Below are 13,953 nucleotides of genomic sequence, written 5' to 3'. Positions count from 1 at the left end.
GCGGGCACCGGCGGCGGGCACGGCCGGCGGGCGGCGGTCAGCGACCCGGCGCGACCCGGTCGAGGAACATCAGTTGGGCGCGCTTGTCCGGCAGGTCGATCTGCGGGCCGGGTACGAAGCCGGCGCGGGCCAGCCGGTCGACGGCACGGGTGTTGCGGGCGTCCGGCTCGGCCACGATCCGCAGCCGGGTCGGATCAGCCAGCACGAACGCGAGGAACGCGTCGAGGAGCACACCGGTGAAGCCGGGCTCCGTACCGCCGTCCGGGGGGCCGATGAGCAGGTGGACACCGAAGTCACCGGGGCGCACCTCGTAGCACCGCCCGACCGGGTCGGCGGCCGGCTCGTAGGTCTGGAACAGGGCCACCGGGCGGCCGTCCCGGTGGACCAGGTACGCGTGATGGGTGCTCAACGAGTCGAGGTACGCGTATATCTCGTGCACCCGCTCGCGGTCGGCGTCCCGCATGCCCCAGAACCGGGACCGCTCCCGGGTGACCCAGTCGTGGATCACCTCGACGTCCCGGTCGGGCCGCACCGGCCGGATGGTCACCTCACCGAAGCCGTCGATCAGACGCGAGGCGGAGGTCGACACCGTCGCCATGGCACTCCTTCCGGGACCGAACCGTCGACTCACGAACCGTCGACCCACGAGCCGTCGACCCACGAACCGCCACCGCCGCTGCCGACCGCCGCAGCCGATGGGTAAGGACGACCCAACCACGCATCCGCACAGTAAGCAATCGAACACTCCGAGTACGCCCGAATTCCCGGCCGGACCGCCCTGCCCACGCAGCCCCCGTCGGGCGAGCGCGGAGTGGGTCACCCACCCCGGACCTCGCCCGGGCCGGGCGGATGTGACACGTCAGGCACCGTTCGGCATTGACGAAAGGAATTATTCATGTTAGCGCTCACATGCTGAGAGAAAAAGTGCGTTTCCTCCCCCGGAGCCGACCACCCTCCACTTCGGGAGGGGGGTGACACATTGCCGTTCTTCGTTGGATAATTGCACCGTTGAGCGCCGACATCCGTGCCGCGCCGGCATTTACCGGAGGGACAGTCGTGAAACGTGACCAGTCACCCGTGCTGCCCGGCGACGGTCCTACGGACTACGCCCGCTACATGCGCACCGGTGAACTGCTCGATCTGCAACGCCGCCCGGAGGAGGTGCTGCACCGCGACGAGTTGCTCTTCCAGGTCGTACACCAGTCCACCGAGTTGTGGCTGAAGCTCGCCGGGGCCGAGCTGAGCGCCGCCGTGGCGCGGACCGAGGCCGCCGACCCGGCAGCGGCGGCGGAGCTGCTGGCCCGTGCGACGCTCGCGGTGCGACTGGTCACCGACCAGTTGGCGATGTTCGACCATCTGGCACCGATCGACTTTCAGACGATGCAACCGGCGCTGGGCAACGGATCCGGTGCCGAGTCACCCGGCTGGCGTCAGGTCGCGTCGGTGAGCCGGCAGCTCGGCCGGGCCTTCGCCGGGCAGCTCGCCGACCGGGGCGCGACGCTGCACACCCTGCCGCCGACCGACCCGACACGTCGGCTCGCCGAGGCGATGGCCAGATGGGACGAACAGGTCTCCCGGTGGCGGGCACGTCACTACCAGGTCGCCCTGGCCGTCGGTGGGCACCCCGCCGACGGCAGCCCGTCCAGCCCGGCCACGATGCTCGCCAAGCTCGTCGAGCACCGGTTCTTCCCCGAGCTGCGACCGGCCCGGCCGAACACCGACACGCCGGTGTCGGCCCATTCCCGCTCCGCAGAAGCATGACGACCAGCGCCACTCGAAGAATCGTCGGCGCCTCCCTTGACATACCCCCACCCGAGGTGCGGATCGTGCTTGAGCTGACCAGCTGGTCGTCCGGTACGGCCGATCCCGAGAGATTTCCCTACGATGCGGTTGTCACCGAATTTCAACGCGTCGGCAAACACTTCGTCAAAAAGGAACTGCTGGCCCTGCTGGATCAGGTCCGCGCCCGGGTGGGCACCCGGACGCCCCCCGCCCGCCAGCTGTCCACCTTCCTCGACGTGGCGCTCGACAAGTGGGACGACCGGTACGACTACCGCAGCTACCTGGCCCTGCCCCTGCTCCCCCTGCCCGCCGCCGGGCCCATGGACACCCGCCCGGCCGGGCCGGCCCCGTCGAGCGGCCAGACCGACCAGACCGGGCCGGCGACGCGGGCCGGGCAGAGCCAGCAGGCGGTGCGGGCCGGGCGGGCCGGCGGGCGGCGGGAACGCGACCGGCTGCTGGTCGACCTCGTCGCCGACGCCCTCGCGTTCGAGTTGGCCGTCGCGACCGATGCCACCGATCTGCTCCCCGAGCAGCGGCCGGAGCCGACGGTGGTGGCCAAACGGTACCGACTCGGGGTGCGGGCCGGGATCTCCGCGCTGACCCGGCTCGGCCGTGTCGGGGCGGTCACCGACCCGCACCCGATGACATCGACCCGGGACCCGGTGGCGGCGGCGACGGCGCTGCACCGGCTCGCCGTCGCCGGCCGTGATCCCGCCCGGGAGCGGGTCCTGCGGCTGAGCATGTTGCCGGTCTACGTCTCCCACGACGAATACCTGTTCATCCGGGTCCTACAGGCGTACGAGTGTGTGTTCGCCGGGGTCGCCGAGGAGTTGCGGGACACGATCACCGCGCTGGCCACCGGTCGTCCCCACCGGGCCGCCGCTTCGCTGGCGTACGCCCGGGAACTGATCAGCGACGCCGGTCCGCTCTTCTCGCTGCTGGCCACCATGCAACCGGCGGCGTTCCGGACGTTCCGGGATTACACCGAGGGGGCCAGCGCGATCCAGTCCCGCTCCTACAAACTGATGGAGTCGCTGTGCCGTCCGCCGACGCCGGACCGGTTGGACTCCACCGCGTACCGGTCGGTGCCGGAGGTGCGTGACCTGGTGCGGTCCGGCCAGCCGTCGATCGACCAGGCCTACCGGACGGCGGTCCGCGACGGGCTGCTGCGGGGCCCCGACCAGGCGCTGGTACGCCAGCGGATGGCGGCCTTCGCCGAGGCCGTGCTGACCTGGCGACGCACCCATCACCGGCTGGCGACCCGGATGCTCGGCAGCCGTTCCGGCACCGGTTACACCGAGGGCACCCCCTACCTGGCGGCCGTCCGCGCCGATCCGGTCTTCACCACCGTATCCGCAGACCCGGGCACCACCCGGGTCGACCCGATTGGAGGCTGCTCCGAGTGAGCGGACCCGACACCCTCCCGGCAGGCTGCCTGGACACCGCCGCGCACACCACCCTGCGCGCCGAGTTCCCGCTGCTGGAAACCTGCGTCTACCTGGGCAACAACTCCACCGGCGCGTCGCCCCGGGGCGTCGAACGGGTGCTCGCCGACTACTGGGCCACCCTGCGCGACTGGCGCGACGACGTGTGGCAGGGCTGGCACGTCGGCCTCGACCGGTACGCCGACTCGGTCGCCGCGCTGCTCGGCGCACCGCCGGGCAGCGTGGTCACCGACGCCAACCTGAGCACGCTGCTGGTCCGGGTGCTGTCCTGCTTCGACTACCGCCCGCCGCGCGACCGGATCGTCACCACCGACCTGGAGTACCCGACGGTGCCGTTCATCGGCACCGCGTTCGGCCGCTACGGCGCGCGGCTCGACGTGGTCGGCACCGGCGGCCCCCGGTTCGACGAGGACGCCCTCGAAGCCCGCATCGACGAGCGGACGCTGCTGGTCTGCGTACCCCATGCGAGTTTCTCCTCCGGGGCCACCATCGACCTGGCCCGGCTGGTCGCCCGCGCCCACGCCGTCGGCGCCCTGGTGGTGGTGGACGCCTTCCAGACCGTCGGGGCGGTCCCGCTGGACGTGACCGCGCTCGGCGTCGACATCGTCCTCGGCGGTGCGCACAAGTGGCTGTGCGGGGCCGGCACCGCCTTCCTCTACGTCCGCCCCGACCTGGCCGAGCGGCTGGAACCGGCGGCGACCGGGTGGCAGGCCGGCGACCGGGCGTTGACCTTCCGGGTGTCGACCGGGTGGGCGGCGGGGGCGCAACGCTTCGCCGGCGGCACGCCGTACCCGTTGACCTCGCTGATCTCCCAGGTCGGCCTGGACCTGCTCGCGGGCGTCGGGATCGGGGCGATCCGGGCGCACTCGCTGGCGCTGACCCAGCGGGTCCTGGACCGGGCGGCGGCGGCCGGCATCGCGGTGGTCAGCCCCACCGACCCGCAGCGCCGGGGCGGGGTGGTCTGCCTGGACGTCCCCGACGGCGAGGCGGTCAAGCGGCGGCTGGCCGGACGCAACATGATCTGCACCTGGCGGGGCTGGCTGCGGGTCGGGCCGCACGTCTACAACACCCTCGACGAGGTCGACGCGTTCATGGACGCGCTGGCCGAGGAGCTGGACCGGTGACCGTCACCCTGTCCCCCCGGGCGCTGATGAGCCTGCTCGTCAACGGCCCCAAGGCCGTCGACGTGCTGGAGACCGCGCTGGCCCTCGGCCTGCTCGACGCGCTGGAACCCGGCCCGGTACGCCTCGACGCGCTGGCCGACCGGTTCGGGGTGCGCCCGCTGCGGCTCTACAAGTTCCTCGACTGCCTGGAGAGCCTCGGCTGCGTCACCCGCCACGAACCCGGCGACGACATCGCCGCGGCCAGCTACCGGGCGGTGCCCGGGTTGCGCGACGCCGTGCTGGCGGTGGTCGGCCCGGACGCGATCGAACGGGACCGGGACCGCTACCCGTGGCGTCTGCTGCACGGCCGGCTCGCCGAGAGCCTGCGCGGCGAGGTCGGCATGACCGACGACGACTTCGCCTGGCCACCCAGGACCGACGCGCAGACCGCCGACTTCGAACGCAGCATGGCCGCCGGGCTCGGCCCGGTGATCGAGACGCTGCGCCGGCACGCCGACCGGTTGTGGCCGGACCGGCGACGCCTGCTGGACGTCGGCGGCGGCGACGGCACGCTCGCCGCGCACATCCTCGACACCGCCACCGCCCTGCGGGCCGACGTGTTCAACCTGCCGCCGGTGGCACCGCTGGTGGCGGCCACCCGGGTCGCCCGGGGGCACCCCGACCGGCTGGGCTTCGTCGGCGGCGACTTCCTCGCCGGGCCGCTGCCGACCGGCTACGACGCGATGGCGTTCGTCCGGGTGCTGCACGACTGGCCCAACGACGTCGCCCGCCGCCTGGTGGAGCAGGCGTACGCGGCGCTGGAGCCGGGTGGGCTGCTGCTGATCGCCGAGGAGTTCCGCACCCCGGACCGGCTGGCCGTGCAGTTCTTCTGGAGCTACTTCCTGATCGGGGTGGACAGCTGCGTCAGCCAGCTGCGGGAGGTCGAGTTCTACACCGGGCTGCTCGCCGAGGTCGGCTTCACCCGGGTGGCGGTGCTGCCCGGCGGGTGGGAGCTGGTCACCGCGTACAAGCCGGGGTGAGCGGGCGGGCCGGCGGACCGTGGTGGCCCGCCGGCCGGGCCGGTCAGGGGCGGCGGGCCAGCACCGCGCCGTTCGCGCCGGGGGCCTCGAACGGCACCGTACGCACGTCGACGAAGCCGGCGTCGGTCAGCCAGGCCCGGTACTCCGCACCGGAGTAGTTCTTGCCGCCCTCGGTCTCGACGAGCATGTTCATGCCCATCAGGGCGGCCTCCGGCGGGCCGGTGCGCTCGTCGTTGAGCAGCAGCTCAGAGATGACGACCACCCCGCCGGGCGGCAGCGCGGCGAAACACCGGGCCAGCAGCGCCCGGTTGGTCGGCTCGTCCCAGTCGTGCAGGATCATGCTGAGCAGGATCACGTCGTGCCCGTCCGGCAGGGCCGGGTCGGCGAGGAAGTCCCCGGGGACGGCGCTGATCCGGTCGGTCAGGCCCGCCTCCGCGATCCGCTCCCCGGCCCGCACGCACACGTGCGGCAGGTCCAGGATCGTCGCCCGCAGGTGCGGCAGACGCAGACAGAACTCGATCGGGAACGCCCCCGCGCCGCCGCCGACGTCGAGCAGCCGGCGGTGCGCGCCGAAGTCGTACGCGTCGGCCAGGGCGCGGGCGGTGAACCGGGAGGTGGCGAACATGGCGTCCCAGAACTGGGCCACCAGCTCCTGGTCGGTGGTGTCGAACAGGGAGTCCTGCTGCTGCGGGTCCCAGGTGAGCGGCCGGTTACCGCGCAGCGCCTCGCCCACCCGGTGCCAGGGCAGGTAGGTGCGCAGGTCGGAGTAGCGCACCTGGGCACCGAAGTAGTAGGGCCGCCCCTCGACCAGGAACTGCTCGGCCAGCTCGGAGTTGCGATAGCCGTCACCGGCCCGCTCCAGCAGCCCCAGCGACGCGCTGGCCGACAGCAGCAGGTCGGCGGGGCGTTCGTCGAGCCCGAACTCGGCGGCGACCTCGGCCACGGTGACGGTCCGGCCGCCGGCCAGCTTGGTGAACAGCCCGAACTCGACCCCGACGGCGAGGGTCTTGAAGCCCCAGACGCCGGCGACGAGATGCATGAGAGGAGTGGGAGTGATCATGGGAACATAAGATCATGGAACGGTGACGCGGTGGCACGCACCCGTCACTATGGAGTAATGATTCGCTTCATCCTGAACCTGTTGTGGCTCATCCTCGGTGGCGGAATCGTGCTGGCGCTCGGCTACTTCGTCGCGGCGGTGGTCTGCTTCGTGCTCATCATCACGATCCCGTTCGGGGTCGCCTCGCTGCGGTTGGCGTCGTACTCGCTGTGGCCGTTCGGCCGGACCCTGGTCGCGAAGCCCGGGGCCGGCGTCCCGTCCGGGCTGGCGAACGTGCTGTGGGTGCTGCTCGCCGGCTGGTGGCTGGCGCTGTCCCACCTGCTCGCCGGGATCGCGCTCTGCGTCACGATCATCGGCATCCCGTTCGGCATCGCCAACTTCAAGCTCGTCCCGGCGGCGTTCTGGCCGCTCGGCCGGGAGGTCGTCGAGGCCCCCTGACCCGCCCGGGGACACCCCGGTCAGGGCAGCGACGACCCGGCCGCGACGACCCGGCGGCCGGGGCCCGAAGGCCGGGGAACGCCCCGGTCAGGGCCGGCGGTCGGCGTGCAGGCGGTCGAGGTGGGCGGCGAGTTCGTCGGTGATCAGGAGATCGGTGCGGATCCGGTCGTGCGGGTAGCCGGCCCGGCCGATCATGTGGGCGGCGACCGGCGCGGTGGCCAACTGGAACGCGCCGACCAGCACCAGCGTGGTGACGTCCACCCCGGTCCGCAGCCGCAGCGCGCAGCCGAGCAGCACCAGCAGCAGGCCGAGCACCTGTGGCTTGGCCGCGGCGTGCATCCGCGACAGCAGGTCGGGGAAACGGACCAGGGCGACCCCGGCGGCGAGACTGAGCAGCGCACCGCCCAGCAGGCAGACCGCGGCCACCACGTCCAGCACCGCGTCGACGCTCACCGGTCGTCCCGGCGGGTGGCGAAGCGGGCGACGCTTACCGACCCGACGAAGCCGAGGATGGCCAGCACCACCAGGATCGGCAGCGCGGTCGCGTCCCGGCTGTAGGCGGCCTCGGTCGCCACGGCGGCCACCACGATCGCCAGCAGCACGTCGGTGGCGACCGCCCGGTCGAGCACCGACGGCCCCCGGACGATCCGGGTGAGGGTGAGCGCACCGGCCACCGCCAGCAGCACGGTGACGATCACGGCGACAGCGGTCATCTCGAACTTCCTTCCAGGGTGGACGGTGTGTGCTCCCGGATCAGCCGCTGCTCCTGCGCCGAACCGATCGCCGCGATCAACCGGGCCTCCAACTCCAGCACGCCGTCGCGGAAGCGTTCGACCTCGGCGCGGTCGCGCACCCCGAGGACGTGGACATAGAGGATGCCGGCGTCCCGGTCCACCTCGACGATGAGGCTGCCCGGCACCAGGGACAGCGCCTCGGCGGTCAGGGTGAGGTTGAGGTCGGAGCGGACCCGCAGCGGCACCGCGATGATCGCGCCCAGCGGGGGGTGCCCGAACCGCAGTGCCAGCACCGCGATCTGGACGCTGGCCACCACCAGGTCCCGCAGGAAGCGCAGGGCGAACCGCAGCAGCGGCACCGGGTGCACCCGGCCGGCGAAGGTCACCGGGGGCAGCGGGAAGACGGTCAGCACCACCAGCCCCACCACCAGCCCACCGAGCACGTTGGCCCAGCTCAGCGTCCCCCACAACAACACCCAGACGGTGACCAGGACGATCATCGCGACGGCCTGGTTGCGGCGGTGGGCCGCCGGGGTCAACGGCAGATCCTCGGGATGCACCGGCGGCGACGGTTCACCGGCACGCTGCGGCGACAGGTCCTCCGGTGGTGGCGAGAGTTCCTCGGACCGCTGCGGCGGTGGATCGTGGCTCACGGGGTACCCCCGGGGTAGACGGCCTCGACGTACGGGGTGCGCCGCAGCAGGTCGTCCGCGGCGTCGGAGCTGAGGTCGAACAGTGGCCCGGCCACCACGGTCAGCCCCAGCCCCAGCACCACCAGGGCGACCGTCGGCGCGATCATCAGGCGGGGCAGCATCGCGCCCGGGTGGGCGTCGCGGTCCGGCCCCCGGTAGGGCTGCTCCACCCCGTCGGTACGCACGGTGTGCACGCTGTCCTGCGGTTCGGGCATCTCCGGGTGCGGGCGACGCCAGAACGCCAGGTTCCACACGCGGGCGATGGCGTAGAGGGTGAGCAGGCTGGTCAGCAGCCCACCGGCGACCAGCACCCAGGCCAGCACGCCACCGTCGTCCACCCCGGCCTGGACCAGGCCGAGCTTGCCGAGGAAACCGGAGAACGGTGGAATCCCGGCCAGGTTCAGCGCGGGCACGAAGAACAGCACGGCGAGCAGCGGCGACAACCGGGCCAGCCCGCCGAGGCGGTCCAGCGCGGTGCTGCCGCCCCGGCGTTCGACCAGCCCGGCGGAGAGGAAGAGGGTGGTCTGGATGGTGATGTGGTGCACCACGTAGAAGATCGCGGCGGCCAACCCGAGCGACGAGCTGAGGCCCACCCCGAACAGCATGTACCCGATGTGGCTGATCAGGGTGAACGACAGCAGTCGTTTGATGTCGGACTGGGCGACCGCGCCGAGGATGCCGACCAGCATGGTCAACGCCGCCACCACCAGCAGCAGGTCGGCCGTCCGGCCACCGGGGAACAGCAGCGTCTCGGTGCGGATGATGGCGTACACGCCGACCTTGGTGAGCAGGCCGGCGAAGACGGCGGTGACCGGTGCGGGCGCGGTGGGATAACTGTCGGGCAGCCACGCCGACAGCGGGAAGACCGCCGCCTTGATGCCGAAGGCGAGCAGCAGCATCCCCTGCAGCACCAACCGCAGGTCGTCGGGGAGCGCGTCGAGCCGGTCGACGAGCTGGGCCAGGTTGAGGGTGCCGGTGGCCGAGTAGACCAGCCCGATCGCCACCAGGAAGATCAGCGACGACAGCAGGCTGACCACGACGTACGTGGTGCCGGCCCGGATGCGGGTCTCGGTGCTGCCCAGGGTGAGCAGCACGTAGCTGGCGACCAGCAGGATCTCGAAACCGACGTAGAGGTTGAACAGGTCACCGGAGAGGAACGCGTTGCACACTCCGGCGGTCAGCACCAGGTAGGTGGGGTGGTAGACCGACAGCGGGGTGTCCTCGTGCCCGTCGGCCATGCCCTGCCCGATGGAGTACACCAGCACGCAGAGGGTCACGGCGGCGGACACCACCAGCATCAGCGCGGCGAGCTGGTCGGCGACGAGCACGATGCCCAGCGGCGCGACCCAGCCGCCGACCTCGACGACGAGCGGACCGTCGATCGAGGAGCGGACCAGCAGGGTGGCGGCCACCGCCACGGTCGCGGTGAGCACGGTGAGGCTGACCCACCGCTGCGCACGGGGGCGGCTGGCCAGCAGCAGGGTCAGGGCCGCGCCGAGCAGCGGCATCACCACCGGCAGTGGGACGAGGTAGTTCACGCTTTCCTCCCCCGCTCGCCGGCCGCCACCGACGCCGACGCCGCCGAGGGCCGCCGGCTGTCCGGATCGGGCCGCCCGTCGCCGTCGAGCTGGTCGTCGGAGTCGGGCTGGTCGGCGTCGTCGGTGCCCGGCCCCTCGTCCCGGTCGGCCAGGTCCATGATCCGGCGGTCCTCCACGTCGTCCTGCACCTCGTCGTGGCCGTTGAGGTGCCAGCTGCGGTATGACAGCGCCAGCAGGAACGCGGTCATGCCGAGGGTGATGACGATGGCGGTGAGCACCATCGCCTGGGGCAGCGGGTCGCTCATCTCCGCCCCGTCGGTGGTGCCGACGATCGGCGGGCCACCGGCCCGGCCGCCGGTGAGCAGCAGCAGGTTGGCGCCGTTGCCGAGCAGGATGATGCCCATCAGCACCCGGGTCAGGCTGCGTTCCAGCAGCAGGGTCACCCCGGCGGCGAAGAGCACGCCGACCACCACTATGTAGGTGAGGTTGGGGGTCACACCAGCTCCTTGTCCCGTACGTCGTCGTGGGCGTCCTCCTGCTGGCGGTCCATCTCGGCGCCGAGGCTGCGCAGGATGTCCAGCACCAGGCCGACCACGATCAGGTAGACGCCGACGTCGAAGAAGACCGACGAGACGAAATGGACCTTGCCCAGCAGGGGCAGGTGCAGGTCGAGCACCGCGCTCTGCAGGAACTCCCCACCCAGCGGCATCGCCACCACTCCGGTCCCGACGGCGAGGAAGAGTCCCGCGCCGAGTACCGCGCCGGCGTCGACCGGGGCGGCGGCGTTGAGTTCCCGCCGGCCGCCGGCCAGGTAACGCACGGCCAGGGCCAGTCCGGCGACCAGCCCGGCGGCGAACCCGCCACCGGGGGCGTTGTGGCCGGAGAAGAGCAGGTAGACCGAGAACAGCACGATGGCGTGGAACAGCAGCCGGGTGACCACCTGGAGGATCACCGAGTGCCGGTGCGCCTCGAAGCCGGCGGTCAGCCAGCGCGGCCCGCCGGTGGTCGCCGGTCGGGGGCCGGGGACGGCGCTGCGCCGGTCCAGGTCCCGGGAACGGCGGAAGATCAGGCTGGCCACCCCGGTGGCGGCCACCACCAGCACCGCGATCTCGCCCATGGTGTCCCAGGCGCGGATGTCGACCAGGGTCACGTTGACCACGTTCTTGCCGCCGCCGTAGGAGACCGCCTCGTCGGGGAACCGGTCGGAGATCGGGGTGGCCAGCCGGCCGCTCCCCGCGACCCAGGCCATCCCGGACACGACCGCGCCGACGGCGACCCCGAGGGCGATCCGGCCGCGCCGGCTGGCCCGGATCGGCCGGGCCGAGAACTTCACCGGCAGCCGGCGCAGCACCAGCACGAACATGACGATGGTGACGGTCTCCACCAGGAACTGGGTCAGCGCCAGGTCCGGTGCGCCGTGCAGGACGAACATCAGGGCCGTGCCGTAGCCGGCGACGCCGACCAGGATCATCGCGGTGAGCCGGCGCAGCGCGCGGGCGGCCATCACGGCGGCGACGATCACCAGGGCGGCGACGACGGCCTGCAACGGGGTGTCCCAGGCGCGGAACTCACGGGGCCAGGGCCCGCCGGTGAGCAGCGCGCCGCCGGGCAGCACGACCAGCACCACCAGGATGATCCCGAGGTAGAACGGCAGCGAGCCCCGCTGGGTGGCGCCGGTCAGCTCCACCGCGAGCCGGTCCACCCCGGCGACCAGCCGCTCGTAGCCGGCCGCGCCGTCGACAGGGGTCCACCGGGTCGCCCGCAGCCGTCCCCGGTGCAGCAGCAGGAACAGCCCGCCGCCGACCGCCACCGCCAGGGCGGACAACCCGAGCGCCGGGGTCAGGCCGTGCCACAGCGCCAGGTGGTAACCCGGCTCGGCGGAGGCGAACCCGTCGGCGTACGGGGCGAGCAGCCCGTCGAGGGCCGGGGCGGCGACGCCGACGGCCAGCCCGGCCACGGCGAGCAGCGCCGGAGCGGCGAGGAACGACCGGCCCGCCGGGTGCGGCTCGGTCGGCGCGACCCCGGGCTTGCCGGCGAACGCGCCCCACAGGAACCGCAGCGTGTACGCCACGGTCAGCGCCGACCCGGCCACCACCCCGGCCAGCACCAGCAGGTCGGCCGTACCCCCGTGCTGGAACGCCTCGAAGGCGGCCTCCTTGGCGACGAAGCCGGCCATCGGCGGCAGCCCGGCCATCGAGGCGGCGGCCAGCACGGCGACCCCGGCCAGCACCGGCGCGCGCCGGCCGAGGCCACTGAGTTCGCGCAGGTCACGGGTACCGGTGGTGTGGTCGACGATCCCGACGACGAGGAACAGGGTGGCCTTGAACAGGGCATGGGCCAACACCATCGCCGCGCCGGCCAGTGCGGCGTCGCGGGTGCCGGCACCCAGGACCACCATCAGCAGCCCGAGCTGGCTGACCGTGCCGTAGGCGAGGAGGAGCTTCAGGTCGGTCTGGCGCAGCGCCACCCAGGCGCCGAGGAAGAGGGTGGCCAGACCGGTGACGAGCAGCACCACCCGCCAGGCGGTGACGTCGGCGACGGCCGGGCCGAGCAGCGCGACCAGGAACACCCCGGCCTTGACCATCGCGGCGGCGTGCAGGTAGGCGCTGACCGGGGTGGGGGCGGCCATCGCCCCCGGCAGCCAGAAGCTGAACGGGACGATCGCCGACTTGCTGAGCGCACCGAGCAGGATCAGCATCAGCGCGGTGACCAGGTAGCCGCCGCCGGGCAGGTCGGTGGCGACGACCGACCAGCGGTAGCTGCCGGCGTGCTGGCCGAGCATCACGAACCCGGCCAGCATCGCGAGCCCGCCCAGGGTGGTGACCAGCAACGCCTGCATGGCGGCCCGCCGGCTGGCCCGCTTGGCCGGGTCGTAGCCGATCAGCAGGTACGAGAAGACGGTGGTGAGTTCCCAGAAGACGTAGAGCAGCAGCAGGTCGTCGGAGACCACCAGGCCGAGCATGGAACCGGCGAAGGCGACGAAGACCGAGGCGAATCGGCCCAGCCCGGGGTCGTCGGAGCGGAAGTACCTGGCGCTGTACGCCAGCACCAGCGCGCCGACCCCGCCGACGAGCACCACCATCAGCCAGGACAGGGTGCCCATCCGTAGGGCGAGTTCCAGGCCGATCCGGGGCACCCACGGCCAGGTCTCCACCACCGGCTCGCCGGCCCGGACCCCACCGGTGCGGCTCAGCGCCCAGACCAGCGTGGCGGCCGGGGCGAGCGCGACGGCGTAGAGCGCCCGGCGGCCGAAGCGGCGTACCAGCCCCGGGGCGACCACGGCTGCCAGTGCGTGGACCGCCACCAGGACCAGCACATACCCTCCTCAAAGATCAGTGTCGGCGGCCACCGACCCGATCGGGGCGGTGCGGAACCGGCGGCGCGGGGACGGGCGTCCCCGGGTCGCACGGCCACCGCGGTGGTGGCGTCACCAGTGGTTGGTCGGTCGGTGGTGGTACCCGGTCAGTGACCGGCGAACACGTCCACGGCGGCCGTGGTGGCCGCCTCCGCGCCCGCGACGACGACCTCGTCGCCGGCGAGCAGGACGTAGTCGTCGCCGGGGGTCGGGACGACCCGGCCGGCGCGGACCACCGCGAGCAGCGACAGCGGCAGGTCGGACGACGCGGTGTCCCGCCAACGCTTTCCGTCGCCGGCACCGCCCACGGCGACGGGTATTCGCACGACGGTGACGCCGGGGAGCTGGCGTTCCAGCTCGGCGAGGTGGTCGACGGTGACCGCCTGGTTGAGCACACCGGCGACGGCCTGCGCCTCGGACTGGTCGAGCACCAGCGTGCCGACCGCGGTGTCGGTGTCGTCGGGGTGGTAGATCACGATGTCGCGCCGCCCGCCGGGGTGGGAGATGACGCTGGCCCACTGGCCGTGTGCGGTGGCGAAGCGCTGGCAGAGTCCGACCCCGTGAATGACCGTACGTTCGAACCGCACACCGACCTCCTTCGCCCAACATCGAAGGGGCGTCCGGCCGGTAACGGCCGCGCGCCCCTTCATCCCTATCATGATCGGGACGCGACCGCCCACCTCCACCGTCCCGCCATTCGGGAAACCTGGACGTCGGAGGGGTGCCGACGGACCCTCGGCACCGCTCGGGGCGACGGTCACGGGTC

Annotated in this window: 14 protein-coding genes; 5 read left to right on the top strand and 9 right to left on the bottom strand. The window is 72.6% G+C overall.

Translation table 11 applies throughout. The features are described 5' to 3' along the window. Nucleotides 1-37: 37 nt before the first annotated feature. Nucleotides 38-598 (bottom strand): GNAT family N-acetyltransferase, encoded by a 561-nt coding sequence (locus tag ACQP2H_RS14535; RefSeq protein WP_219461695.1) that lies wholly within the window; start codon nucleotides 596-598, stop codon nucleotides 38-40. Nucleotides 599-1,056: 458 nt separating this feature from the next. Between ACQP2H_RS14535 and ACQP2H_RS14530 the strand changes: the two genes are divergently transcribed. From ACQP2H_RS14530 to ACQP2H_RS14515, 4 genes are all read left to right on the top strand, one after another. Continuing rightward, entirely contained in the window at nucleotides 1,057-1,761 is a 705-nt protein-coding gene (locus ACQP2H_RS14530) for a tryptophan 2,3-dioxygenase family protein (protein ID WP_433233175.1), read from the top strand. A gap of 65 nt (nucleotides 1,762-1,826) precedes the next feature. After that, nucleotides 1,827-3,188 (top strand): tryptophan 2,3-dioxygenase family protein, encoded by a 1,362-nt coding sequence (locus ACQP2H_RS14525; protein WP_433233173.1) that lies wholly within the window; start codon nucleotides 1,827-1,829, stop codon nucleotides 3,186-3,188. Next, nucleotides 3,185-4,351 (top strand): aminotransferase class V-fold PLP-dependent enzyme, encoded by a 1,167-nt coding sequence (locus ACQP2H_RS14520; protein WP_357533604.1) that lies wholly within the window; start codon nucleotides 3,185-3,187, stop codon nucleotides 4,349-4,351. Before ACQP2H_RS14525 ends, ACQP2H_RS14520 begins: the two co-directional genes overlap by 4 nt. After that, nucleotides 4,348-5,370 (top strand): methyltransferase, encoded by a 1,023-nt coding sequence (locus ACQP2H_RS14515; RefSeq protein WP_433233171.1) that lies wholly within the window; start codon nucleotides 4,348-4,350, stop codon nucleotides 5,368-5,370. The genes ACQP2H_RS14520 and ACQP2H_RS14515 overlap by 4 nt, the downstream gene beginning before the upstream one ends. 43 nt (nucleotides 5,371-5,413) lie before the next feature. Here the strand turns inward: ACQP2H_RS14515 and ACQP2H_RS14510 are convergent, their stop codons facing one another. Then, complete coding sequence (locus ACQP2H_RS14510; protein WP_357533608.1) at nucleotides 5,414-6,430, bottom strand: methyltransferase; 1,017 nt, start codon at nucleotides 6,428-6,430, stop codon at nucleotides 5,414-5,416. A 57-nt stretch (nucleotides 6,431-6,487) separates the two neighbouring features. Between ACQP2H_RS14510 and ACQP2H_RS14505 the strand changes: the two genes are divergently transcribed. After that, entirely contained in the window at nucleotides 6,488-6,868 is a 381-nt protein-coding gene (locus ACQP2H_RS14505) for a YccF domain-containing protein (protein WP_219461681.1), read from the top strand. Nucleotides 6,869-6,955: 87 nt separating this feature from the next. Here the strand turns inward: ACQP2H_RS14505 and mnhG are convergent, their stop codons facing one another. The 7 genes from mnhG to ACQP2H_RS14470 form a co-directional block, all read right to left on the bottom strand. Beyond that, on the bottom strand, nucleotides 6,956-7,321 hold the full coding sequence (gene mnhG, locus ACQP2H_RS14500; RefSeq protein WP_208566100.1) for a monovalent cation/H(+) antiporter subunit G: 366 nt from the start codon (nucleotides 7,319-7,321) through the stop codon (nucleotides 6,956-6,958). Further along, nucleotides 7,318-7,581, bottom strand: coding sequence for a monovalent cation/H+ antiporter complex subunit F (locus ACQP2H_RS14495; RefSeq protein ID WP_088645903.1), 264 nt, complete (start codon nucleotides 7,579-7,581; stop codon nucleotides 7,318-7,320). Before ACQP2H_RS14495 ends, mnhG begins: the two co-directional genes overlap by 4 nt. Then, a complete protein-coding gene (locus tag ACQP2H_RS14490; protein ID WP_308290721.1) occupies nucleotides 7,578-8,255 on the bottom strand; it encodes a Na+/H+ antiporter subunit E in 678 nt (225 codons plus the stop codon). The genes ACQP2H_RS14495 and ACQP2H_RS14490 overlap by 4 nt, the downstream gene beginning before the upstream one ends. Continuing rightward, complete coding sequence (locus ACQP2H_RS14485; RefSeq protein WP_219461678.1) at nucleotides 8,252-9,832, bottom strand: Na+/H+ antiporter subunit D; 1,581 nt, start codon at nucleotides 9,830-9,832, stop codon at nucleotides 8,252-8,254. Before ACQP2H_RS14485 ends, ACQP2H_RS14490 begins: the two co-directional genes overlap by 4 nt. Continuing rightward, on the bottom strand, nucleotides 9,829-10,329 hold the full coding sequence (locus tag ACQP2H_RS14480) for a Na(+)/H(+) antiporter subunit C (protein ID WP_433233167.1): 501 nt from the start codon (nucleotides 10,327-10,329) through the stop codon (nucleotides 9,829-9,831). The genes ACQP2H_RS14485 and ACQP2H_RS14480 overlap by 4 nt, the downstream gene beginning before the upstream one ends. Next, entirely contained in the window at nucleotides 10,326-13,148 is a 2,823-nt protein-coding gene (locus ACQP2H_RS14475) for a Na+/H+ antiporter subunit A (protein WP_433233165.1), read from the bottom strand. Before ACQP2H_RS14475 ends, ACQP2H_RS14480 begins: the two co-directional genes overlap by 4 nt. A 146-nt stretch (nucleotides 13,149-13,294) precedes the next feature. Further along, nucleotides 13,295-13,774, bottom strand: coding sequence for a potassium transporter TrkA (locus tag ACQP2H_RS14470; protein WP_219461666.1), 480 nt, complete (start codon nucleotides 13,772-13,774; stop codon nucleotides 13,295-13,297). Between the last annotated feature and the right edge of the window lie 179 nt (nucleotides 13,775-13,953).

Origin of the sequence: Micromonospora sp. CA-248260 (genome assembly GCF_050942205.1) — a bacterium.
GTDB lineage: Bacteria > Actinomycetota > Actinomycetes > Mycobacteriales > Micromonosporaceae > Micromonospora > Micromonospora antibiotica.
The sequence above is the reverse complement of the archived record's forward strand: the minus strand, read 5'-3'. Positions and strand labels throughout refer to the sequence as shown.

Coding starts and splice junctions, on each gene's coding strand:
- ACQP2H_RS14535 (WP_219461695.1), bottom strand. CDS start 598: ATGGCGACGGTGTCGACCTCCGCCTCGCGTCTGATCGACGGCTTCGGT.
- ACQP2H_RS14510 (WP_357533608.1), bottom strand. CDS start 6,430: ATGATCACTCCCACTCCTCTCATGCATCTCGTCGCCGGCGTCTGGGGC.
- ACQP2H_RS14505 (WP_219461681.1), top strand. CDS start 6,488: ATGATTCGCTTCATCCTGAACCTGTTGTGGCTCATCCTCGGTGGCGGA.
- ACQP2H_RS14495 (WP_088645903.1), bottom strand. CDS start 7,581: ATGACCGCTGTCGCCGTGATCGTCACCGTGCTGCTGGCGGTGGCCGGT.